The organism is Bacillus sp. CH140a_4T (assembly GCF_008923725.1).
In the GTDB taxonomy this organism is placed as follows: Bacteria; Bacillota; Bacilli; order Bacillales; family Bacillaceae_G; genus Bacillus_A.
The window spans coordinates 190,451-213,867 of record NZ_WBPF01000016.1 but is presented as its reverse complement, the minus strand read 5'-3'; the positions used below and the strand labels follow the sequence as shown (position 1 = coordinate 213,867).

General features: G+C 35.5%; 23 protein-coding genes and 2 pseudogenes. 7 read left to right on the top strand and 18 right to left on the bottom strand.

The window, feature by feature from the left end:
• The first annotated feature begins 150 nt into the window (after window positions 1-150).
• Complete coding sequence (locus tag F8162_RS16480; RefSeq protein ID WP_151631460.1) at window positions 151-351, top strand: hypothetical protein; 201 nt, start codon at window positions 151-153, stop codon at window positions 349-351.
• Window positions 352-542: 191 nt separating this feature from the next.
• Here the strand turns inward: F8162_RS16480 and F8162_RS16475 are convergent, their stop codons facing one another.
• Window positions 543-2,018: an MDR family MFS transporter gene (locus tag F8162_RS16475; RefSeq protein WP_151631461.1), complete on the bottom strand. Its 1,476-nt coding sequence runs from the start codon at window positions 2,016-2,018 to the stop codon at window positions 543-545.
• Between the two features lie 142 nt (window positions 2,019-2,160).
• Here F8162_RS16475 and F8162_RS16470 point away from each other — a divergent pair, with 142 nt between their 5' ends.
• Together F8162_RS16470 and F8162_RS16460 are read left to right on the top strand one after the other, a co-directional pair.
• Complete coding sequence (locus F8162_RS16470; protein WP_151631462.1) at window positions 2,161-2,736, top strand: TetR/AcrR family transcriptional regulator; 576 nt, start codon at window positions 2,161-2,163, stop codon at window positions 2,734-2,736.
• 108 nt (window positions 2,737-2,844) lie between these two features.
• A pseudogene (locus F8162_RS16460) lies at window positions 2,845-3,042 on the top strand (EamA family transporter); the annotation flags it as partial.
• Between the two features lie 189 nt (window positions 3,043-3,231).
• Here the strand turns inward: F8162_RS16460 and F8162_RS16455 are convergent.
• The gene (locus tag F8162_RS16455; RefSeq protein WP_151631463.1) at window positions 3,232-3,999 is read right to left on the bottom strand and encodes a TSUP family transporter; all 768 of its coding nucleotides are present in this window, start codon (window positions 3,997-3,999) and stop codon (window positions 3,232-3,234) included.
• 188 nt (window positions 4,000-4,187) lie between these two features.
• On the opposite strand from F8162_RS16455, the gene F8162_RS16450 reads away from it, so the two are divergent.
• Window positions 4,188-4,973 carry a TrmB family transcriptional regulator gene (locus F8162_RS16450; protein WP_151631464.1) on the top strand — a complete coding sequence of 262 codons (786 nt, stop codon included), beginning with the start codon at window positions 4,188-4,190 and terminating at the stop codon, window positions 4,971-4,973.
• A 91-nt stretch (window positions 4,974-5,064) separates the two neighbouring features.
• Here the strand turns inward: F8162_RS16450 and dnaB are convergent, their stop codons facing one another.
• From dnaB to F8162_RS16405, 8 genes and pseudogenes are all read right to left on the bottom strand, one after another.
• Entirely contained in the window at window positions 5,065-6,351 is a 1,287-nt protein-coding gene (gene dnaB / locus F8162_RS16445; protein ID WP_151631465.1) for a replicative DNA helicase, read from the bottom strand.
• Window positions 6,348-7,208: a DnaD domain-containing protein gene (locus tag F8162_RS16440; RefSeq protein ID WP_151631466.1), complete on the bottom strand. Its 861-nt coding sequence runs from the start codon at window positions 7,206-7,208 to the stop codon at window positions 6,348-6,350. Before F8162_RS16440 ends, dnaB begins: the two co-directional genes overlap by 4 nt.
• Before the next feature lie 157 nt (window positions 7,209-7,365).
• Window positions 7,366-7,728 carry a nucleoside triphosphate pyrophosphohydrolase gene (locus tag F8162_RS16435; RefSeq protein ID WP_151631467.1) on the bottom strand — a complete coding sequence of 121 codons (363 nt, stop codon included), beginning with the start codon at window positions 7,726-7,728 and terminating at the stop codon, window positions 7,366-7,368.
• An 81-nt stretch (window positions 7,729-7,809) separates the two neighbouring features.
• The gene (locus tag F8162_RS16430; protein WP_151631468.1) at window positions 7,810-8,541 is read right to left on the bottom strand and encodes a hypothetical protein; all 732 of its coding nucleotides are present in this window, start codon (window positions 8,539-8,541) and stop codon (window positions 7,810-7,812) included.
• Between the two features lie 307 nt (window positions 8,542-8,848).
• Window positions 8,849-9,586: a MerR family transcriptional regulator gene (locus F8162_RS16425; RefSeq protein ID WP_151631469.1), complete on the bottom strand. Its 738-nt coding sequence runs from the start codon at window positions 9,584-9,586 to the stop codon at window positions 8,849-8,851.
• A gap of 8 nt (window positions 9,587-9,594) precedes the next feature.
• On the bottom strand, window positions 9,595-9,846 hold the full coding sequence (locus tag F8162_RS16420) for a hypothetical protein (RefSeq protein ID WP_151631470.1): 252 nt from the start codon (window positions 9,844-9,846) through the stop codon (window positions 9,595-9,597).
• Between the two features lie 3 nt (window positions 9,847-9,849).
• Window positions 9,850-10,188 carry a DUF4870 domain-containing protein gene (locus F8162_RS16415; protein ID WP_151631471.1) on the bottom strand — a complete coding sequence of 113 codons (339 nt, stop codon included), beginning with the start codon at window positions 10,186-10,188 and terminating at the stop codon, window positions 9,850-9,852.
• A gap of 485 nt (window positions 10,189-10,673) precedes the next feature.
• Window positions 10,674-11,090, bottom strand: a pseudogene (locus F8162_RS16405) (recombinase family protein); the annotation flags it as partial.
• A gap of 101 nt (window positions 11,091-11,191) precedes the next feature.
• On the opposite strand from F8162_RS16405, the gene F8162_RS16400 reads away from it, so the two are divergent.
• From F8162_RS16400 to F8162_RS16390, 3 genes are all read left to right on the top strand, one after another.
• Window positions 11,192-12,154, top strand: a complete 963-nt coding sequence (locus F8162_RS16400) for a hypothetical protein (protein WP_151631472.1) — start codon at window positions 11,192-11,194, stop codon at window positions 12,152-12,154.
• Window positions 12,155-12,474: 320 nt separating this feature from the next.
• Window positions 12,475-12,969, top strand: coding sequence for a hypothetical protein (locus F8162_RS16395; RefSeq protein ID WP_098541720.1), 495 nt, complete (start codon window positions 12,475-12,477; stop codon window positions 12,967-12,969).
• Between the two features lie 83 nt (window positions 12,970-13,052).
• Entirely contained in the window at window positions 13,053-13,250 is a 198-nt protein-coding gene (locus F8162_RS16390) for a hypothetical protein (RefSeq protein WP_151631473.1), read from the top strand.
• A gap of 335 nt (window positions 13,251-13,585) precedes the next feature.
• Here F8162_RS16390 and F8162_RS16385 read toward each other — a convergent pair whose 3' ends face one another.
• The 8 genes from F8162_RS16385 to F8162_RS16355 all read right to left on the bottom strand — a co-directional run bounded on the left by F8162_RS16385 (window position 13,586) and on the right by F8162_RS16355 (window position 23,406).
• Complete coding sequence (locus F8162_RS16385; protein WP_151631474.1) at window positions 13,586-14,359, bottom strand: DUF6339 family protein; 774 nt, start codon at window positions 14,357-14,359, stop codon at window positions 13,586-13,588.
• Complete coding sequence (locus F8162_RS16380) at window positions 14,352-15,215, bottom strand: hypothetical protein (RefSeq protein ID WP_151631475.1); 864 nt, start codon at window positions 15,213-15,215, stop codon at window positions 14,352-14,354. The genes F8162_RS16385 and F8162_RS16380 overlap by 8 nt, the downstream gene beginning before the upstream one ends.
• Window positions 15,199-17,157: a hypothetical protein gene (locus F8162_RS16375; protein ID WP_151631476.1), complete on the bottom strand. Its 1,959-nt coding sequence runs from the start codon at window positions 17,155-17,157 to the stop codon at window positions 15,199-15,201. Before F8162_RS16375 ends, F8162_RS16380 begins: the two co-directional genes overlap by 17 nt.
• Before the next feature lie 35 nt (window positions 17,158-17,192).
• Window positions 17,193-17,426, bottom strand: a complete 234-nt coding sequence (locus F8162_RS16370; protein ID WP_151631477.1) for a hypothetical protein — start codon at window positions 17,424-17,426, stop codon at window positions 17,193-17,195.
• Window positions 17,427-18,326: 900 nt separating this feature from the next.
• On the bottom strand, window positions 18,327-18,935 hold the full coding sequence (locus tag F8162_RS16365; protein WP_151631478.1) for a BglII/BstYI family type II restriction endonuclease: 609 nt from the start codon (window positions 18,933-18,935) through the stop codon (window positions 18,327-18,329).
• Between the two features lie 161 nt (window positions 18,936-19,096).
• A complete protein-coding gene (locus F8162_RS16360; protein ID WP_151631479.1) occupies window positions 19,097-20,503 on the bottom strand; it encodes a UvrD-helicase domain-containing protein in 1,407 nt (468 codons plus the stop codon).
• Window positions 20,504-20,518: 15 nt separating this feature from the next.
• The gene (locus F8162_RS28750) at window positions 20,519-20,701 is read right to left on the bottom strand and encodes a hypothetical protein (protein ID WP_151631480.1); all 183 of its coding nucleotides are present in this window, start codon (window positions 20,699-20,701) and stop codon (window positions 20,519-20,521) included.
• Window positions 20,698-23,406: a hypothetical protein gene (locus tag F8162_RS16355; RefSeq protein ID WP_151631481.1), complete on the bottom strand. Its 2,709-nt coding sequence runs from the start codon at window positions 23,404-23,406 to the stop codon at window positions 20,698-20,700. Before F8162_RS16355 ends, F8162_RS28750 begins: the two co-directional genes overlap by 4 nt.
• Window positions 23,407-23,417 lie beyond the last annotated feature (11 nt).

Below are 23,417 nucleotides of genomic sequence, written 5' to 3'. Positions count from 1 at the left end.
AGGAGCTGTTCCACGAGTCATTTTTTGACTATGTGACACCTCTTTTTTAATTTAGAAACATTACCATAACCTTAATTCGATACAGTATAATAAATGTATAACGAAAAAATTCCATATTTTGTATTACGCTATTTTTTGGAGGTGATTATCTTGAGTAAAAACGTGAATTTACTTCTTCAAATAGGAATTGGAATTATCATTATGATCACGCCCATTATCATCACAGGATTGATGTATGATGGATCGACAGCTATGGGCAACTTATTAGTTGCAGAATTTATAATGAGAATACTATCGCTTATTATCGGCCTTTTAGTCATTAGCAAAGCTTTGCATCGTTATTCTCAATAGTTATTCATACTTAAAAAGGAAAGACATTACACGTACCATATTTATACAAATAAACGAACAATTTTATTGTATCCTCACTTCATTAAGATTACACCGACCATTCTTCTGTATTAAGATATCCAAAATAACTGTTACGAAAGAAATATAAAAAAGACATCTTTTCTAGAAAAGATGTCTTTTTTATATAAACCTTAATTCTCGTTCTGTAAAACCCTCGCTGTCTTTACTCCCTCTTTCTCTTCTTTTAAAAACAGCGATACGATAAATGCAACAATGATAAAGATTAACCCTAGTGTAAATGCACCTTGGAATCCAGATGTTAAACCGTTTAACTTTTCGACTGGGTCCATTGGATTTGCGGAGCTCTCCATATAGCTAGTTGTTCCTGAAGACATTTTCGATATGAATATAGCTGTACCAATTGCGCCAGCTACTTGTTGCAACGTACTAAACAGTGCTGTTCCGTGCGGATATAAATCTGGTGTTAATTGATTTAAACCGTATGTTTGTGCTGTCATGACAAACATGAGTCCAACCATTAATACGCTATGCATAACAATAATTTGTACCATTGATGTGTCAGGAGTAATGCCTTTAAATAAGAACATTGCAATTCCCACTAACACAATGCCAGGAACGATAATAACTTTCGGACTAAATTTATCAAATAGTTTACCTGCGATTGGTCCCATTATGGCGCTAATAACACTTCCTGGAAGCATGATAATTCCTGATTTAAAAGCTGTAACGAGTAAAACTGTTTGCAGAAACATCGGTAATAAAGTCATCGTTGAAAATAATGACATCATCACAATGACTATTAATCCAACTGATAATGTAAACATCGGAACTTTAAATGCGCGTAATTCTAAAATTGGATTCTCAATTTTCAATTGTCGAACAGCAAAAATACATAATGAGATAAGCCCAACAAGTAAAGTGCCATACACTTTCGCATCAGACCATCCTAAATCACCCGATGCACTAAAGCTATATACAAGCCCGCCAAATCCTAATGTCGATAAAAGGATAGATGGATAATCTACTTTTGGTCTTGTTAACTCTGAAACATTTTGAATGTACTTCATCCCAATCATAATGGAAATGATCACGATTGGAATAACAATATAGAATAACCAGCGCCAATTTAATGAATCCACGATCACTCCAGATAATGTAGGGCCAATTGCCGGAGCTGCCATCATCACAAGTGCGATTAATCCCATTGTCGCACCCCGTTTTTCAGGCGGACAAATGATTAATATTGTATTCATTAATAACGGTGTAATTAATCCCGTCGCTACAGCTTGGACGATACGGCCGACTAATAAAACGGAAAATGTCGGTGCGAATCCCGCAATTAATGTACCGACTAAAAACGTTACCATAGCGATCAAAAACATTTGTCTCGTTGTGAGCCATTGCTGAAGTAACGCTGTAATTGGGACTAAAACCCCAACTACCAACATGTAAGCTGTAGAAAGCCATTGAATCGTTGAAGCTGTTACGCCAAATTCTTTCATTAATACCGTTAACGCATTACCAAGTAACGTTTCGTTTAACAATGCAACCATTGCCCCTAGAAGTAATGCGATTAAAATGGGGGTATGTTTCATATTAGAAGTATCAACTTTGCCACTTGCAGGGCTCTTAGTTGTCATATTCATTTGCAGATTCTCCTCCTGTTTCTTACTTAAAAAACTTTAAATACACCTGAACACATGTAATATAATATACATATGTAGATTAAAAAGGGAGAATCAATTTTCAGCCACTGTATATTTAATCTACAAAAAAGGAGAATTGTAGATGAACGATAGTGAAAAACAACTTGATTTACGTATTAGACGTACACATAAATTATTGTGGGATTCCTTATTTGAATTAATGACGCAATCAAAACAGAAATATAGTACCATCACGATTAACCAAATTTGTGACCGCGCGATGGTACACCGAACAACCTTTTATAAACACTTTGAAGATAAAGATGCTTTATTAGCATTTGGATTTAAACGATACAGCAAGATGATTGGTGAAATACCGGTTTCAGATCGATTAAGTAAACCATTTCAAGTAATGGAACAATTTCTACATCATGAAGAAATCGGTAAAATATTAGAGACGCAAATGTCTGATGAACAATTTATTAACCGGACACAGTATTTAAGTCACGAAACGAGAAAACAAGAAATAGAAGCATTAAATCAACTGTGCAAAAACCATACGATGCCAAATGATTTAATTATTGAATTTTATTCAGGCGCCATCACCTCATTAAGCGCATGGTGGTTTAAAAATGAAAGAAGCGTTTCTGCGGCTGAAATGGATAGGTATCTCCACCAACTTATTAACCGGGATATTTTTCAGTTTGAAGAGGAATAACTTCCCCATCAAAAAAACGCCTATATGAAATAGGCGTTTTTTTGTACATACTACTTACCAATCTTCTTCAAATCCGAACTTTCAATAATCGAATGAGAATATCCGTCTTTTTCAACACACACACATATAGGCCTTATCTTTTCATCAGAACCTGTATTTTCTGCAGGCTTCGCTTTCGTTTTCACAGGCGAAACACTCACAGGAAAAGGATACTTAGGCGCGACGCTTATATTAGTGAGTGTGTTGATTGCTGAGGTGGATTTTAAGGGATTGTTGCGGGTTGTTTATAAAAAGAATGTGGAATAGGTATTTCACTAAGATAGATAAACATCCCCCAGAAAAATATGAGTTTATATTATTTTCATTCTCTTCACTTAGATTTTCTTTTAAATAAGACTTTTTTTAAAGAAATTTTCCTGGTATCTTCTTATACTTTATGTAGTCTTCATATTTAACCTTTTCTACGTTCTTTGAAGAAAAGATGTCCAAAATTACTTACTGAATATAGTCATACAGATTTTTCGCTAACAATAAACAAGTCACTGTAATGAAAAGAGCACGAACATACCCGCTTCCTTTTTTTATAGCAAACTTAGAACCAACGACTCCTCCAGCAATTTGAGCAATCCCCATTATAAAACCATACGCATAATTTACTTGCCCTACATACATAAATATTAACAATGCACCAACATTACTTCCTAAATTAAGAAACTTCGCATTACCTGCTGCTTTTAAAAAATCATACCCAATAAATAAAAGAGCGAACATTAAAAACGAACCTGTGCCAGGCCCTAGAAATCCATCATAAAAACCAATAGCAAAAATAAAAAAGGTAAAACTAATGACGTGTCGACCAGATAATTTCTTATGAGTAGAAATACTACCCCAATCCTTTTTAAATATTGTATAAATAGCGACTGCACCAAGCATTATCAGCATCAATGGCTTCAGTACTTCTGGGTTCATTAAATGAACAGTCCATGCACCTACTATCGAGCCTATGAAAGTAATTGGAAATAATTTTAAAGCCGATTTCAAATCAAGATTACCAGAACGATAAAACACAATATTACTAGTTGCACTCCCCATTGTTGATGCTAGTTTATTCGTGGCTACTGCACTTGCTGGATTCAGCCCTGTAAATAATAAAGCTGGTAAGGCAATGAGTCCACCGCCACCTACAACTGAATCAATAAATGCAGCTAAAAATCCAAAAGCAATCAAAATTATTAATACGGATGGGTCTAAAGAAAACTCCATACTATTAACCTCCCCTTTAGTCACTATCAGAATAGTAACTAATAATTTGCTAAATGTAAACAGTTATTGTAACGTTGAAATATAAAGTGAAACTTTAATCAGTGGGGGCTTTGTTCATCCCCCACTGATTATTAGTTGAACCAATCGGGCTTTTACGGGATAAAAGCAAACATCGGAGGACGAAAAAAGTGGACTACATCGTACAACAGCTTAAAAAAATGGGTTTTAATGAATATGAAGCTAAATCTTATGTATCTCTTGTGAAACAGGGGCCTGTCACAGCCTACCAAGTAAGTAAGGATTCAGGTGTCCCAAGAGCACGAATTTATGAGATTTTAGGTAACCTTGTAGAAAAAGGAATTGTCATGAAGGAAGAAATAAATGACACCACTCGCTATTCACCTCTACCTGTTGAAATCTTTTTACAAAAGGCTCAATCAGAATGGCAGTCTACTTATGAAGGAATCAGTGATTCATTAAAAAAACTAGAAACTTCCGAGGAAAAAACGGATAATCGAGTGATTACTTTAAAAGACAACAAAACAATCATTAGCTATTGTCAGACATTAATAAAAAAAGCAGAACAACGTATTGTCATTTCAATGTGGGATGAGATGTATGAAGCGTTAAAAGAGGAACTATCTGAGGTAGCTGATAAAGTTTCAGTACAAGGTATTACCTTACATGTTGAAAATCCAATTAAAAATCTAGAAGCTCATCGTATCACACCCTATACAGAAACCCTCTCTACAGAACATTGGTTTATTTTATCGATAGATTCTAAAGAGATGATTTATGGACCATCAATTGAAGAGCGTAATATTGCTTTTTATACAGATGACCCCGTTCATATATACTTACTAGAGGATTATGTATGGCATGATGTTTTAGTAAATCGACTTGTCCGACGTAGCCAAGACGACTTGGAGCAATGGATTACGGCAGAGAGACGATCTTTCTTTATGGGGAAATAAGAAGGATATTAAAAGAATCAAAGAATAAAGCATAAGTTAATGAAATGAAAAACTTATGCTTTATTTGCAAAGTCATACTCAAGTCTTTCAACTATTTCCCCTCCACAAACCGCCCAAACTCCTTCAAAAATCTCAATTTAAAACTCCCCACAGGCCCATTCCGATGCTTTGCCACATGAATCTCCGTCATCTCTTTCTGCACCGTTTCCTTATCATAATAATCCTCGCGATACATAAGCATAATGACATCCGCATCTTGCTCAATTTGTCCTGTCTCTCTTAAATCAGATAAAAGAGGTCGCTTATCTTGACGTGCTTCTACAGAACGAGACAATTGCGATAATGCGACTACACAAACATTTAATTCACGTGCTAATACCTTAAGCTTACGAGAAATTTCACTAATCTCTTGAAATCGATTGCCCTTATGCTTCTGATCACCCGTAATAAGCTGCAAGTAATCTACAATAATTAAAATCTTTTTATCACCATGCTTCCTCTTTAACTTACGAGTTTGCATCCAAATATCTTGCACCGAAATGCCCGCGTTATCGTAAATCTCAAATGGTAACTCACCGATTTCTGCAAACGCCTTACTCACCTTTTCCCAGTCCTCTATCGCAAAACGATGCTTCGGATTTTTCAGCCTACCTCCTGACACTTCACCTACGCAAGACGCCATCCTTTTTAACAATTGTTTACTACTCATCTCTAACGAAAATAGTCCAACTGCCGCTCCAGACTTTGCCGCATGCAGTCCAACATTTAGCGCAAACGCAGTCTTCCCCATAGAAGGACGCGCACCAAGAACGACAAAATCACCTTCCTGCAATCCGCACGTCATTTTATTTAGCGATGTATAACCAGTCTCAATACCAGTAATCTCTTTCGCATCTTGATGAAGCTCTTCATATAAATCAACTAGCGCATCCTTCAAATCAAACTCACATACACAGTCCTTCTCCTCTAACTCACAAAGTGCCGTAATCGTCTCACCAATAATTTCCTCATTCTTCTCCGCAATAAGACGCTCGCCCATCTTGTGCCCGAGAACACCCGCCTGATACATTTTCCAGGCACCTCGAACAAGCCCCTCATAATAAGAGAAGTTGGCAGTTGTAGGTACACCATCCATTAACCCTATAAAATACTCCATTCCCTCGATCCCCTCTAAAAACTTCGGATCTACCCTAGAAATGAACGTCACAAGATCAATCGGTTGCCCCTCTTCTTCCATTTTTCGCATTAACTGAAATATAGACTTGTGCACTGGCATCGAAAAATACTGCTCCGTCAAACGGCACTCCTTAATAAGCTCTCCATCAAGTAATAGAGAACCTAATACCGTCTTTTCCGCCTCCACATTTTGAATACTCATGGACGCCACCCGCGCTCCGCTAAAAAGCGCTGCAACTCTTCCTCAGACGGCGCATTCTTCTCCCACTCCTCACACCTCGCCAAAAACTCCTCCGTCTCCCCCGTACTAACAGACGAATCCTTCTTCCGAAAATTAGCCGTATCCGCCTCAACCTCACACACTTTCGTAAATCCTTTCCCGTGCCAGCCTCTCAAAATCCCCTTCACATAAGCAACCGTCCGCTTATTATTCTCAAACGCAATTTGAAGAGCCTTTAGCACAAGCTCCTCTGACAAATCTTCCATCCACGCACTCAGTTCCTCTACAGTATGAGGAGACAAACTACCGAAATGCTGCTCATAAAAAGAAAACACGCGACTTCCCGTCTCTTCCTCTATAACCTCTTCTTCCTCTGTCTCCTCGCAAACTGGCTCAACATCATCCACAGCCAAATCACTCGGCATACCGAAATGCGCTAACAGCATCGGAACATTCAACTCCTCCTCTACGCACTTCTGAAGAAACATATGTACAAACTCCTTATTCTTCACACCCTTCAGCTCACGAAGCACACACTTCTCCACATTCGTATTCGTCACCGGATTATAACGAAGCCAATTTAAAACGAATAACTCTCGCGTCTCCGCATCATAAAGAATCTTCCCATAATCAATGAAGCGTTGCACAAGCTTATCAACAGTCTCCCGATTATAACCCGTCTCCATCTCCGCTAACCGCTTCGGAAAAGGAAAAATCCCACACTGCGTCGTCTTCGAACAAGTTAACAAATACACATAAAAATACCGCTCCTCCGGCGTCAAATCCAAAACAAAATCATCTTGCCAAAAATTCACCTGCACAGTACGATACACCGCCATCCAAATTCCTCCCGTCTCCATTCAAAAGTGAAAACCTCTTCATAATATATATGGGAGGAGGGCCGGTTTTTTGGCGTGTTATTTCAAAATTTTTTTCGACTCCTACTACGGTGTTTGTTGGTGTTTTTGTTTTGTTGTGTTTTTTCTTAGTGATTTATTACTTGGTAGGGGCTTGTAAGGGGCTTAGGAGGGGCTGTTTATCGGTTACTTCGATTAGAAAGACTCGATCTGAGAAGCCGCCTCTTTCTTCTGCTTTCTTTTTACGGATGCTGTTGATTTCTTCTAGCGTTGTGCCTTCATGTTCGGCTAGGGCGTTGATTAGTTCTAGTAGGTCGGATAGTTCTTCTAGTTTATCGGGTTTTGTTTTCGCTTCGATGTATTCTGTTAGTTCTTCTTGTGTTTTCTTGCAGATTTCTTTTATGTATTCGTCTTCGGGTAGAATTCTTGTTGTGGGTGTTTTTTCGTTAGATTTTATTATTTGTGGGATTTTGTTTCGGATTAGTTTGTTGTAGGTTGGCATGTGGGTTTCCCTCCGTTTGGTTTTTCTTCTATTATAATAGAAAAAGCAGTTTAACTAGTTGTTAAACTGCTTCATTTCTTCTTATTGATTAATATCAATTTTTTCTACTAACATTGCCGGAATACTAATTTCGCCACCCATAGTAGATTTATAAGTAAAGATACCTGCTGATTTCCCTTTAACAGTAACATTATCTTTTTCTAATACTCTTGAATTTAAAATATCACTTTTATAAGCAACATATAATACTTTGTCATAATTTCCATTAACCGCTACTCTTAATTGTGTCTCGCCTTCTCCTTCCATTACTTGAAGGACTTTCCCTGTAAATTGAGCTTTCTTTCCTTTAAACTCATCCGGTGTTCTAGCTAATTGATCATATGTAATTCCTGTTTCATACCCAATTCGCTCTTCTTCCTCTTTTGCTGCTTTCTCCGCTGCTGCTTTCTCTGCCGCTGCTTGTTCTGCTGCTGCCTTCTCTGCTGCTGCCTTCTCTGTTGCCGCTTTCTCTGCCGCTGCTTTCTCTGCCGCCGCTTGTTCTGCTGCTGCTTTTTCCTCTGCTGTTAACTCTTTCTTCTGTTCAGCTTTAGCTGGCTTAGCCTCAGTTTTTGCTTCTTCTGTCTTTTTCGTATCCTCAGAAGTTACACCAAATAAAATAAACGTTGCTACTACGCCTATTCCATAGAACTTTAGTACACTTTTTCTATTTCTTTTTTCTTCTGATCCCCATCTAACTACTAATTGAGGTTTAATAATCCCAATAATTAATGCTATTAAGCATACAAAAAATAATAATGCAAATAAAGTATTCAAATCGTTTATCCCTCTCACTCTTTTATTTAATTACAATTAATTTCATCCAAACTATATATTCCCATGTTTTAATATTTTTTTCAATATAAAAATATTTGATTCATTTGTCAGATAATATAATTTGAAATTCATCAAATGAACTACCTGTAAAAATACTTATAAAAGAAATAAACAGAAGAATTTATATTACGATGATAATCAATGAAAAAAAGAATAGAACATGATATCGGAAATAGTTTTTAGTCTTAATAAAATAGAAAGACAGCTTCCCTATTTTATTACTAATGGGAAACTGTCTACTTACAGGCTATATTTTATTCATTGCTTCTTTTATATACTGTTCTTCCTCACTCGTAAAAAGAGCGGGGAATTCGGCCAATGGGATTTTTGATTGTTTGATTAAATCCTCTATATCACTTTGAGGTGTATCAAGATAGTTCGTTACCTCTTCTATTACATTGAAAAATTCCTTCAAGGTAACTTGAACTTCATGATGACTCGGATCCTTCTCTTCTTCCTTATACTTTTTCAACTTCCCTATCACATCCATAAAACGCCGATCAAACTTTTCTTTTAGTTCCTTATTATTATAAAACGCTCGAACACTCTCCTTTGAAAAGTGTTCCTCTAACCATTCTTTATTTTCTTTCTCCCAAATAAAAGTTTGCAGAAATGAAGAAAACAAAGCAACATCCACTCGTTCTTCCTTTTGAAACTTCTTCGTCATCTCATCCATATGCGAAAGCACCTTTGCAATTCTTTCTTCCTCCACCAAAAGCAATTCCCTTTGAAAACGTATTTGTCTTAAAAATTCTTCCGTCTCTATATCACGCTGCAATATAATATTTTGAATTTCCCCAAGCGAAAAAACGAGATACTTAAACGATTGAATTTGCTGCAGCACATACAAATCATCTTTCGTATATAACCGATGCCCACCCTCAGTATAATCGCTCGGCTTTAATAAATTAATCTTGTCATAATAACGAAGCGTCCGCACCGTAACATCCCCAACACTTGCAAACTCACTAATCATCCACGCCATATCATCACCTACTCCGCTAACTTATCTTTCACATACTGAAGCATATGAGAAAAACTCATCTCATTTTGCCGACAATATTGAAACAAACCTACAACAAGTAACAAAAAAGGGACATTCCCCCTATAACGATTTTCATACTCGCTAATACCGTCATAAAAGTACTCATATTTTCTTTTTCGTAAAACGATATAAATCGCAATAAACAACACTGCAATCATGATAAAAGTTCGCTTTCCCCTTACCTCCACTTCTTGTTTCATCACCTATTCTCCTTCCACTACATACTTATCTTCTTTAAATAAAGGAATTCGAATGAAATAACGATATGGCTCGTCGCGTGTTACTTTCCACGCAACAATGATCACTTGAATTACCTCAAAGATAAATACAATCCAAAACAAAACATCACTAATACGCGAACTAATATTAAATAGAAGAAAGATTAACAAATGATAATTGAAGGCCTTTCGGCAATGGTATTTGTACACTTCATTTTTACGTGCAAGCGTGATGTACATGAGTAATGGTGAAAAGATTCCTATTGCAGCTGAGAGTAGTAGCATGATGATGGTGGTTCTTTTTTCTTTTGTGGTGGTTTTCATGAGTGGTTTGGTCCCCCTTTTTGATTTGTCTTCTTTAGGTTAGGGGGTGACGTTGGGGTAGGTGCAAGGGAATGTATAAAAAAAATTTAGTAACACTAATATAGGATAAGAGTTTTACAATGACAAGGTGGAAGTCGTGAATTCAAGCCTCTCCGGGTCATACAGTTAGTTATATCAAGAATTTGAGTACGTTTCTTAACAATTAAAAATGTTATGGTCATTACCAAACCGGTATGACTAAACGAAAACCACTTCGCAAAAAAGGCGGTGTGGTTTTTGTTGTTACAATTTGCTGTCCTTGATTTTTTGGACGATAGAGAGTTTAAAAATGTTACATTGAAAACGCTACAAAGCTATCGGGATATTCTGAAATAATTTGAAAATTTCTGTTTAGAACATGGTGTTATTAATGTCGAGGATATTACTACAATTATTATGAAGCGATACATCTTGCATTATCAAAAGAAAGGAAACAACGCAACGCTACCTTCCCTAAAGTCGTCACGCTGTTTGGCAATGGCTTTGCCTTCCTGAGTACGTTCTATAATTAAGTTTCTTTCCATTTCTGCCACTGCTAATAATGTAGTTAAAAAGAACCTTCCCATTGTCGTATCTTCTAATAGTCCCTCATTTAAAACATAAACTCTTACACCTTTAGAAAATAGTCCTTTTACGATCTCGATTCCCTCAACAGTGTTTCTTGCTAGTCTATCTAGTTTAGTGACAACTAATGTATCACCTTCTTTTAGGATTGAAAGAACTTCTTTTAATTGGGGTCTGTCTGATTTTGTTCCTGTAAACTTCTCAGAATAAATATTGTCACAACCTTCATTTTCTAATGCTGTTAATTGTACATCTAATTCTTGTGACACTGTACTTACTCGTGCGTATCCGTATTTCATTATGTAATAGCCTCTTTTTGAAAAAAGTAGAATTAAAATATCTGTAGTATTATATAATCAAATAGAATTATTTTACTAAAAAACAAAGGGTGGATATTTATATGGGAATCTATGAAAATCATGCAAAAATCCTTTTATTTTTACATGAAAATTACTTTAAATTGGTATCAAGCGATTTTAATCGGAATGAAAGTTTCGATAAAAAAGAATTTGAAAGTGGTATGCAATTAAATGATTATTATAAAAGTAGAATTACCTACAAAGAAAAATTTATTGGTGGCGGTTTAAAAAAGGTTAGACCATCTTTTAAAGTGTATGAGTCTACAAAGTATGGAACTTTTGGTATTGAGTACAGAAGCTACTCCGGGCTGGTAGGATTTAAAGCCAAAAAGAAGATTGAAAAAAAGATTGAAGATGGGATTTCTGCTGAGAGACTAAAGCAAGGTTGGGGAACTAGGGAATTTTGGAACGGAAGAAATGGAATGTTCGATTTTTATTTAGATACAGGAAATAGGTACGAGGTCTTGTATAATGGTGGGGATGCAACTCACTTTAATTTATTTGATGACTTGAAAAGACACGCAACATTTGAAGATTGTATTAAAGTTTGGTATGGTGAAGATTTTTATTCTGGAGAGAAAGATAAAGAAAAGTTAGAGGCACTTATAACATTATTTTTGTTAATGTTTGAACAAGAAGTAAACTATGGCGAGTTAGATTTTCAACAATATACTAATTTTAGTATTAGTGAGGGTTTTAGACCAAGAGATATGATTATGGGATTTTTGAATATGATGTACAATGGCAAAGATGATTTTGATTCTTATCCATTCTGGACTGAAAAAGATGGAATAAAGTTCTCGACACACTTTGGATTTGATAAAGAAAGGGAGGGTTATGCTAATTTAGAAAATCGGTACAAAAAATATTTCGAGGAATATAGAAATATTTATCCGGACGTGAAATCTTTATTTAGCAATGAGGATATAAAAAATTCCTTTATAGCTGCAGCTAATGCAGCTGGACAAAATCCTGAACTGGATAAACTTGTTATAAATAATTAACATTCTCTACTTTGGTGAGTTACCAAATAAAAAAACGAATGAAAGATACTACAAGTAGATGTGGTATCTTTCATTTGACTTGAATCTCTAGAAACCCACTAATATATCAAGCTACTCACTAGAAACAAAATAATAAAAACTAAGATAAAGGAACGAATGAAAGTATGTATCGGCAAATTTACTCTCAAAATAATGACTTTTCTTTCGTCGAGAATCTTTTGAAAATTCATAAGAAAAATGATATAGATTCAGATGAAACTTAATTCCAATAAAATAAAAAGTAAGAGTATTCTTCTATAGATTTATCAAGGGGGAAAAAGATGACTGAAGATATTAGGGATATATTAAAGGCAATGAATGACTATAATTTAATTAGTATTTACGGTGTGTGGCTAGAGGAATTGAAAGCTAGGGGAATGATTAGAACTAATAATGTTATTGGTGAACTCGGTGAATACCTAGCTATTAAATATTATAAGGAAAACCCTAAACTACCTAAACTTCAAGCTGCACCAACAGGAACCCAGAATATTGATGCAATAAGTATCAACGGAGATCGATATAGTATTAAATCAACAACAGGAAAAGTAACAGGTGTCTTCTATGGATTAAATGAACCGGATAGTGAAATTGAAGAAAAACAAAAATTTGAATATGTAGTAATAGTTGTTTTCAATAAAGATATAACATTAAATTCTATTTATGAAATTACATGGGAAAACTTCTTGAATCATAAACGTTGGCATAGCAGAATGAGGGCTTGGAACTTATCTATTAGCAAGGCACTTTTAGAAGATTGTATAAAGATTTTCTAACAAGGTTGCAAAGACTCAACAATACCATCAACTGTTAATTAAGGGGCGGCTTTATACCGTATAATATTTGGGTAGAGGAAATTATGGAAGCCTTGATTAAATTGGGTGCGAACGCTTCTTTAGTAGCTATTTATAATATGGTCGAAGAAAATGGTAAGACTTATTTATCAAAATATATCGACTGGAAATCAAAGATAAGGAAAACTACATATCTACATTCTAGCGATACTGATATTTTTAATTATACTGTTGGTGGAGAAATGGATTTTTCTATTCCATAGTTGGGAAAGGTAAAGGAATTTTTGGATTACGAAATTTCAAAAAAAACAATTCAAATGATGATACCGCTGAAACTGTTGAGAAGAAAAGGAGCTTAGATTCCTTTTAAATTAAGGTTTCTAAGCTTCTTTTAATTATTCCCATTCAAGAAAAGTTTAATTCTATTATAAAAAGAATTACTTTTAAATAAGGTCTTTATATGAAATTACGTTAGTCCAACCCCTATTTCAATGGGAGATGTTTTTGTTTTGTCTAACCCGAATAAGTCAGCTCATCACCCTACCTTTTAAACGTCTTTTATTCACTATGTACTATTATAAAATAGGATAATTTTTAATTATTGCATTTGTGGCACCCGAATCTTTTCTGTGTCTAAAAGATTCGCACAAATAATTTCTTTTACTTCCTCACGTGTTAGCATGTCTAATATTCTAACACCACCAATTTGATTTAAGATTTTATTTGCATTTGAGTAAGAATAGCGATTCACAATCATCTTATCTTGCTCAGCTAGCTCTTTAATGGCCTCTAAAATCCCTAATGAAATAGCTTTGTTAGAAATAATATTACTCGAGAACCAAGCAACTGCGTTACCACGGAATGCACCGTCTACAAAAAAGTCTGTTAAGTGGAATGGATTACTTGGATGTTCCACATCTACAGTGTAATAAGCTATCCACCATAGTAACGATAAATTATTAATCATCAGCGAGCGCTTATGGCCTTGGTTAAAAATTGTCCTACTTTCAATACTACGGTCCTTATCTTGAGATGAAATTAAATTCAACTGATTTAAATGATAATCTATGTAGTACGTATTGGCTAAAGCTACCCACATTTTCTCACTTTCAGCTTCTGAAATTGAAATATGCTTCAAACTACTCCATAGCGTTCGAATATTTTCTTTTGCAGCTTCACCATCAACCATTTCTAACTTCAATGGTACATAATTGAACACTGTCGAGCTTTCATGAACATTTCCAGGATTCGAAAAGAGTTTCGTAATTTCTACTGTATTATTTGTTTTATACAACGGTAAATAATCCGTTTTAAAATTAACTTTAAAATTTTCTAGAAATTCATCTGTTACATATGTAATAACATTAGTCATGCGTAAGCTCCGCTCCTTTATAGAAGTTATATAATGCATCTTCTACAGGTGCATCTAATAGCTGCTGTGCAACTTTCATGGCATCAGCAGTTAAAATCGTTTGTTCGTCATAGCCCGCTTTGTTTAGTAACTCAAATAACGCCGGTACCCATAAACTATCTCTGTTGAAATCACCATTTTTCACGCGCTCAATTACATATGTTAATGCGGGCACAACAATCATTACTAACAACATGCTTTGTTTAACTTGATCCGAGCGACTCATAACTTGATAAGCTTCGTGCGCATTTTTTGGTAAGTTGACTAAAATAATATCGCCATCAATATTAACATCCATAAACACATCATTAATCGCTGCAACACGAATCATCGACTTAGCATTTGGATTTTCTTTATTAGCAAATTTAATATTTAGCTCCGCCATTGTATCAAATGCTAAAATATCCCCTTTGATTAGCTTAAGTACATTAAAGTTATCACCGTAGTATTCATTATTGAAATTGGGATTACTATAATTTTCAATCACTTCATTAGCTAAAATCATCGTATTCACTTCAATTTTGCCACTGATTTCGTTAGCATTTAACGAAACCGTAAGCTCATTTTGTAACTTGGACGCTGTAAATAACTTACGATAACTTGAAGAAACCCCTTCTAAATGAACGGCATACAAAGCCTTTCCTTCATCAATGAATCGCTCTAACATCGCATCGTTTAATTTAAATTTCACCATAACATTCATTTTAGATGGTGATACTTTTTCAAAATCAATGTCGCTACTAAATTCGCTATTTTCATAGTCATTCATTTCACTACTTAAAACCGGATACGGAAATAAATCAGCTTTTAATTTCATATACCGTGCCCTCCATTTTTAACCGTAATTTACTATCAATTGAAATATCTGCACTGAATACAATGTTTTTCGATAGACTCTCTAATCGAACTGCGTTTCGTTTAATCGAAATTTCATTCGATTGACTTGCAACATCCACCACTTTCAATGGGTATGTCACACCATTTGCACCTATTGACTTCAATTCAACTTCAATTGCTTTTGATTTTTTCAATACTTTCCCGACAATTCGGTACTTCCCTTCAGCTGCATTAAGCTCAATAATTTTCAGCTTAATAGAAGTAGACGGACCTACTCGTTTTTCCTTATTCGCGATAACTTCCTCATCTTCACTATTTGAACCTTTATCGCCAGGTTCTTCATTTGATCCATAGTTTGTGTGAGGTGAGTCTCCACCGCCATTACCCTCACGTTTACCGCCGCTACCAGAAGTATCACCATCTCCGATTCCAACAGCTTCTAGTACATTCTTTAACAAATCTTCTTCTTTATTGCCATCTAATGTTTGATTCGTATTATTTTTTCGCGATAACTTAAAATCCTCAAAATTATTTTTTATACCCGAGTCTTTCTGTTTTTTCTCCCCTTCCGTTTGTTGCTCATTTAAAGGTAATAAATCATTCACTCCGAATGCATCAATAACATCCGTACTGATATCTGCAAATGCCTCTTGTACTTTAGCCTTATACCATTGTAATAAATCCTTTAAAAAATCTGCTGCTTCTTGATGTGCTACTCCCTGCTTACGATCAATACTCCATGTATCATGATTAGCATTCTCTAAATCTTTTAAATAAGCATTCAATTCTTTTCCTAACGCTTGAAATACGCCTGAGAAATTGATATTGCCACTAACACGATTACGCTCATAAATTTTCATACCAGCTGCACGGGTTTGCAATACTGTACGATTAGCTGGCTCATGCTGCAACAAATATAGTTTAGCATCCGCTACATCTTTAACAAATGGATATTTTATAAAACGTTCATCCAAGTCAAAATCTAGCGTTTGCTCGCTTGTTAGTACTTCATAAAAACGATACGTTTTTAAAAACTGCGCTTTTGTATCCCCACTAAGTGTATTTTCTTCATATATACGCTTCATTAAAGAATGTACAGTTACATCGTTAATAGTTTCTCTTTTACCAACTTTTACAACAAGCTTTCCTTGAATAATCGCAAGTAAAAAATTATTTAACGTTGAAAGAACAATATTTTGCGTCCACTCATCGTAATTTTTCAGACCGATTATAAAAATATCTGTCCCAAATTGGTCATTTTTTCTTTTAGGGTAACCAAATGTTTGCTGTTCAGCAATATAGTCTGTTTCAGCGTCCACACACGTCGCACGCTCTTGTGTAATGAAGTTTTCTTCTTTGATTTTGAATGAAACAAAATTCATTACACCTACTGACTTTTCAGTTCCTTCATTTGCTAGTGTATTATAAAACACCATCCGTAGATCTGAGGCTGCAAACGGTGCTGCTTTACCAATTCCTTTACTTCCCGCTGAATCAGTATCATCCTTTTCTGAATAACCGTCTCCCAAAACTAATGACTCATATTTCTTTTTATTTAACCCTGTTGTATTGTAGTCACTAATTTTTAAGACAGGTACTTTAGGTGCATGAAGCACATCACTAAAACGTTTTAAAAAATCGAGAGTGTCTTTGTTATTTTTTTCCCTCCATAATTCAAGTGCTTTCGGCAATGCCTCATCTTTAATAGATTTAATATTGGAGATGTTTTCTGTTGGCATTTCAAAAAAGTCAAACCTAATTTCAACTGCTTCTTCCTTGCTTTTATCTTTTGCATCCAATGAGTTTTGCAGTACCTCACGCGTCAAAGACTCCGCAACATTATCTAAGAATATTTCAATTGATGGATTATTTACCCCCTTTGGAGTTAACCCTTGTCCATTAGGAAATTTCCACTTAGGCATATCTTCCCCTCCTGTAGCTTTAAATAGTTATTTGTCTATTTGAATTTAAACTCCGTAGAACGTTGTTTACTTTCTTCTATAAATTTATTTTTCAAACTTTTAATCTCTGAATCTAGCGTGTCAATAATCTGCTTGACTTGTTCATCTGTATACTCATAGTTATTTTTATTCGCTAAATTACCAATCAACTGTAACTTTTTAAGCGTATCTGAAACACGTTTCTCTGCTAATTCTTTAAATTTCTCAGTTTTTTTACTATTATTTCCCACGAATATATCAATCTCCTTTTCAATTTACATATAATATAAAATTTATAATAACATGTAAACTTAATTTTATTAATACATTTTTAATATATTTATTACATTTTATTTATTTAGTTTTTACACACTACATATTGCACAAAAAATATAATTAATATTGCATAACTTTGCCAAAAAAAATCATGATAACCCAAACTTCATTTTGCATCAAATCAATAAATTCAAATACAGATGCTAATAATTCTAGCTTTCAAGCTACCAAATTAGCCCTTAAAATAAAAAAATAGTTATTATACTATCCCTCTTAACTACCTCCATATAAAAAGCCATCCGAATTCGGATGGCTTTTTATAATAGTGTTGTGCGGCTGTCATCGCAAACAAAATCCTAGCTAACGGGAGAAATTTCTGCGATACAGTGACTCTATACTTTTTAAATAATAACCTGGTAGCTTTGATTTAATTTCACACACAGGGCTAAAAAATATTGTTATATTAATGTTCACAGTTATCTCAAAGTAATTGATGCCTCTTAAAACCTACAGCATTTATTCAAGTCTAGTAGGTAAAGAGTGGTTTTACACTATTATTGAATTTGAATAATAAATCTGCATCAAACAAACTTTCTTTTACTCCCTAATAATTTTTCTGCTTTTTTAATAGTTCGTTGTTCTTCTTCACTAGGCAGAAAGGACTTTTTATGTAAATTATATATTCTTTTAATAAAATCTATACCTGCAACATGCAACCATTCATCGGTTTCTTTATAGATTAGATTCTCTCACTTGTTCCACTCGAAAATAAATTTTCTCTCTTCTCCATTATCTACCTTAATAAATCACAGAGCACTACTTCTATTCTTCACATCAGGATTATTCAAAAAAGAAACTATACCAAATTAGAATTATTATAGAAGTTCTACCTTTTTTGTTTTTTTATTAATTTTAAATGTTTTTGGTGGCTCCAGTCCAATAATCACTAATGGTACTGTAAGAATGTTCCTAAATGGATTTAAATATTGCAGGAACTTTTCATAGGTTCCGATGGAATTATCAAAATTACCAGCCTTCTTCATTAAATCCGTAGCTGTTATCAAGACTCCAGCCTTTGTTTGTATAGCCTTTTCAACATGATTTAATTCACCTGCTAATACAGGTTTTATCAAGTTCCATGCAACTGCTTCACCATGATTAAATGCCACTTCAATAGAAATTGTGTCCTTAGCAAAATCAAGGGTCCACCACCGATTCCTACTAGTAGGTCGATATTCAGAATTATTGAATATCGGGCTTTGACGCTCCCATTTCTTTTCACTTAATCTATGATCTATTAAATCATTAATTGAGTCAGAAATACTCTTCTTTGAAACTCTAGGATTATTATTATAATGTTGTATTAAATCGTCTTCTGTAATACTATCCAGTACATTTTTTATTTCCTGCCAGAGATGAACGAATTCAGGCTCATAGGAAAATAACTCTTCTCCATAACGAAATGAGTGCGTCTTATATTGCATAGAAACCTCCTAATATTATCACCCAAACTAAATTCTTTATATTACCATAATCTATATTAAACTAATAAAAACTATGCTTTCATGTCGCTAAAAAAATAAATATTATCACAAAGAAAGCAACCGATTTGTTAGTTGCTTTCTCTTTAATTAGGAACATAAAATTACATTACATTTTTATTATAAAACTGGGAATCAATCTCCTTCAGCAATGAAGACGGTTGATTATAATAATAGAGCTGTAAATACGTTTTGGCACGGGTGATGGATACGTAGAGAAGACGACGTTCAATTTCCTTATATTCCTCATCTTGAAGTTCTTGATCACCTGTATCATCCACTAAATCTAAAATAATAACATAATCAAATTCTAATCCTTTTGCAGAATGAAAGGTTGTGAGTTTGACTCCAGCAGTATGCGCATTACCTTGATCCTTTTTAATGTACTCGTGAGGAATCGATTCGGCTTGTAACGCATAATAAAATCGGTTAACACTTTTCCATTCCCTTGAGAGAACTCCTATCGTTTTATCTGGATTTTTCTGCAACAGCATCTTTATTGTGCTAACGATTGCAGTATCTTGTTTTTCTCTTGTACTACATTGATATACATCTGGTACAGGACCAGTATATTCTGGCAGAATAGGCATTACATATTCCTCGTCCTTAATAATAGAATCATTCAATTGTAGGCTATAAGCCATTTGAATAATCTGTTTCGTCGACCGGAAGGAATTTTGTAAAATTTTAGTCCTTCCTCCCAGGATATTAATACCTATTTCTTTCCATGTAAATGACGTCTTGTAAATCTTTTGCCCCTTATCCGCCGCGACTGCAAATCCCTTTTTGGCAATAAACCGTAGTAGCATTAGCTGAACTTGCTGTAAGTCCTGCCCTTCATCAATCATGACCTGATCAAATTTATAGTCATCCCTTATCTTTTCTTTATTTTCGAGAAGCGTCAATGCAAAGTCATCATAATCTATTTTCCCCGAATTTCGCTTCACCCTCTCATACTCTTCAAAAATACGATACATAATCTTACGATCTGGCTTCGTCACCCTAACCGAACTTCCTCTTCCGGTCCGCGACACATCTTGGTACTCGGTGAGATTCTTAATTCCTTTTCCTTTAACCCATGAAATTTCCTCGGCTAGGAATTCCCTAAATTTTTCTTCTGTGACAAAACGATGCGTGGAATCCTGTCTAACAATTTCAACGGCATTTTTTAGAAAATCCTTTTGATCTTTCGTATTTGTTACAAACAGTTTTCTTTTTTTCGTCACATCTCGCAACGCGCCGGCTGCCCAACCATGAAAAGTATAAACAAATAGATTGCGCGGGCCAATTTGTTCAGCAATTATCTTGGCATATTGACTGAGAGTTTTATTATAGGTAAAAAGTCCTATCCGAATGGAAGAATCCTTTTTAATCATTTTTTTTGCTTTATTAAGCAGCACCGTCGTTTTACCACTTCCAGCAATACCCTTTATTAATAATTCGTCCCCATCATAGTTGACGACTTCCTTCTGTTTATCCGTCAACGAATGTTCAATTGCAGCTAAAGTCATGATTTCCCCCCATTTTTACCAATCATCATCGTCATCGGCATTGATTGCATCTAATACCGACGGGACAGAATTGCTTTTCTCTATTATTTTCATCACATTATCCAGATTTCCACGAATGTCCTCTTCAAGCCTTGCTTTATCGATTTTCGGCTTACTGATACGCCACTCTTTAGCCATTCTCTCCCATATCGTTGTCATTTCATCCGCTTCCTTTCTGCGTCATCAACGGGATGAAAGGCTTCAGGACAAATTAGATTATGTGGACAATAGCGGCATTTGTCACTTGGGGTCGCTTCCATCTGGACTGGATGTTCTTGCAGCTGTTTTTCAAATTCCTCCCTCAAGGTCGGAAGAATGGTATCAGGCTGTTTATAAAGCTGTCCTATCGCAGCCGCAACAGCCTTACTTTCCTCATCCGCCTTGCTGTTTTGAAGAGCAGGAAAGAGAAACAACTTGCGCAAATCACTAAACTCCTCTTCTTGTCCATATGGCGTATATCCCCCATAATGCTTTTTAGCCCAATTTCGATACTTTAGATTTTCATCCGTAATCAAGTTTAATTTGAATTCGTTCCAATAAGGGAAAAGCTTAAACACTTCTTCCTTAATCTTCTCATCACCTAAATTCGGCAATAAAGCACCAACTGACTTTAAGAGGTTACCGAATAGAAATTCATGGACAAATTCACTATGAAACGTCTCCGAATTCCCTGATAGATAACTATAATAAAATCTCCGCGGGCAGAACTTGAATTCCGCTAAAGCATCAATCGGATAGGCCAAGAAGGAATCCAGTTCCTGCTTCGTGATTGCTCTCTCAAGCTTTACATCCATCAATTCATCTTGCTCATCCTTATCTTCACTATTTGGATTCAAGTTTAGCTGACTTAAATAGACGGCTTTATCAAGGTTCTTTTTATCCTCAAATTGTACCATCCACGATAATTCAAGCCTCTCAGAGAATTGAAGCAGATTATAGACCAAGTATCTCGTAATCTCCTTCACATAGTCATTTCGTAAAACTTGAAAAGACAGTGGGATATTCCTTTTGGCCAGATCATGGAAGACATCGTCACTCAGTGGCCATGGAAGCTTAAACTCAGAATACGGAAGACTGTTTTCATCAAGTCCTGTCACATGAGTGATGCCATTTTCCTTGAAAGCTTCCCCATCAATTTCAATAAACGGCCGAATTAACTCTTCCTCATGATAATCCTTTTGCAAATGCCCCGATAAGTATAGACTGATAGCAGTACTAATATCACCCACATGAAAGGCACCAATATCAGGAGTTGTCTGTAATGTTTTCTTCAGTTGGTCAATCAAGTCCCTTTCTTCCTTTAAAATTTCCTGCTCAAGGTACGGATTAGATGCATCGACCAGTTGACGAAGCTTAGAAAAATGGTTGGCGAGTGAAATCCGTTCTTTTCCATCACCGAACAAGTCAACAGCAATTTTAAAAATCATGTTCATAAAATGTACCAATTGAAGAACGTCCTCTTTTGCTGTCGCAAACTGCGAAAACATCGCAAACGGACTCGACATCCTTCTTTGAAAAGAGTCATCCTCTTCTTGTTTAAATACCGGGAGAACATTTTCGAAGATAGGAAGCAAATCCTTTACCCTTGTATCCCATGAATCTTTGGTCACGCACCCCTGAAAAAAGGGAAGCACGTCTTGAAGAATCTTTGTATACTCTCTTGCATTCTTCTTCGTTTCCTTATCATACAACCACCCCGAGGCAAAGCATTCAAAGAGACCATTCTCCGTCAAAATTAGGGTCTCCTCTTCCTCACTCCACATTTGATGAAGCTGGTAAAGAAATTGCCCAATTGGAAAACCAAGAAAATGCCTTTTAGCCTTGAATAGTTCTGGATAATATTCCTGTAATCGATTGTTCAAGGAAGTAGCATTCGGGGCAAGATACGTCTTATATACTTTCTTTTCGTCTTTATCTTTTTCAAGATTGGTTTCATAATCTTGAAGAAAGGTATAAAAATCCTGAAAATCCTTGACTCTTAAATGCGCTGGGTTTTTATAGCCTTCGATTCGTTCTCCTTCAAAATCAGCCAGAAACTTATCGGCTAAGGTCCGCACTTGTCTCAAGTGCTTCTCAATTTCCCACTGATTCCTATCTACCCAACCATGTCTTCCGTTTATGAATTTCTCAATAAATAAAAACGTCTCTGGATACCGCTCATCGTAAAGATTCAAAAAGACGATGTTCACTCCGGCTTCTTTTAACAATAAAAATACTCGCTGCTGTTCAGGCGTCATAAAGTAGAAACCGTGAAGAACAATCGTATCAAAACCGACCGAATGGTTAATCTTATGAAAGTCGACCTCTCTCTTATCATAAGAGTGTTCAATCATATCTTCGATTATATTATTCCAACGATTAGCTAATGTTTTCTTGAAGCCAAAAGTAAGGAGATTTCTTACTTTCTTGATGGATGGATGCACTTCAAACTTTTTCCAAATCGTTACAAATACTTTCTCTTTCGTGGAAAGAACGAGCTCGTCATCGTCTAAATCAGCAGGGGTTACTCCTGCTACTTCCATCATTCGAATGGTTTCAAGTACATCTATCTGATTACGGCGAAACGACGAAAGAAAGTTCTCTTCTAGCACCATTTCATTTTGGATAATCTCTGATAGATGCAAATATTGTTTTAGTTTCGTTTCCGAGCTGGACCAATTCCCCAGCAAGCTCTCTATCAATTGAATCGAACTCACAATCGGAGCGCTGATGAATGGGTGATTCTGCTGTTTTTGATATCGTTCATAGACCCCTTCCCTCATGTTTTTGGTGGCACATACATGAAGAACATCCCTATAAGGCTTAAGGCCGTCTAATCTGTCAAGAGTCTTAGGATTGGTATAGGTTACCACTTTACAATTCATACAAGCTGCAC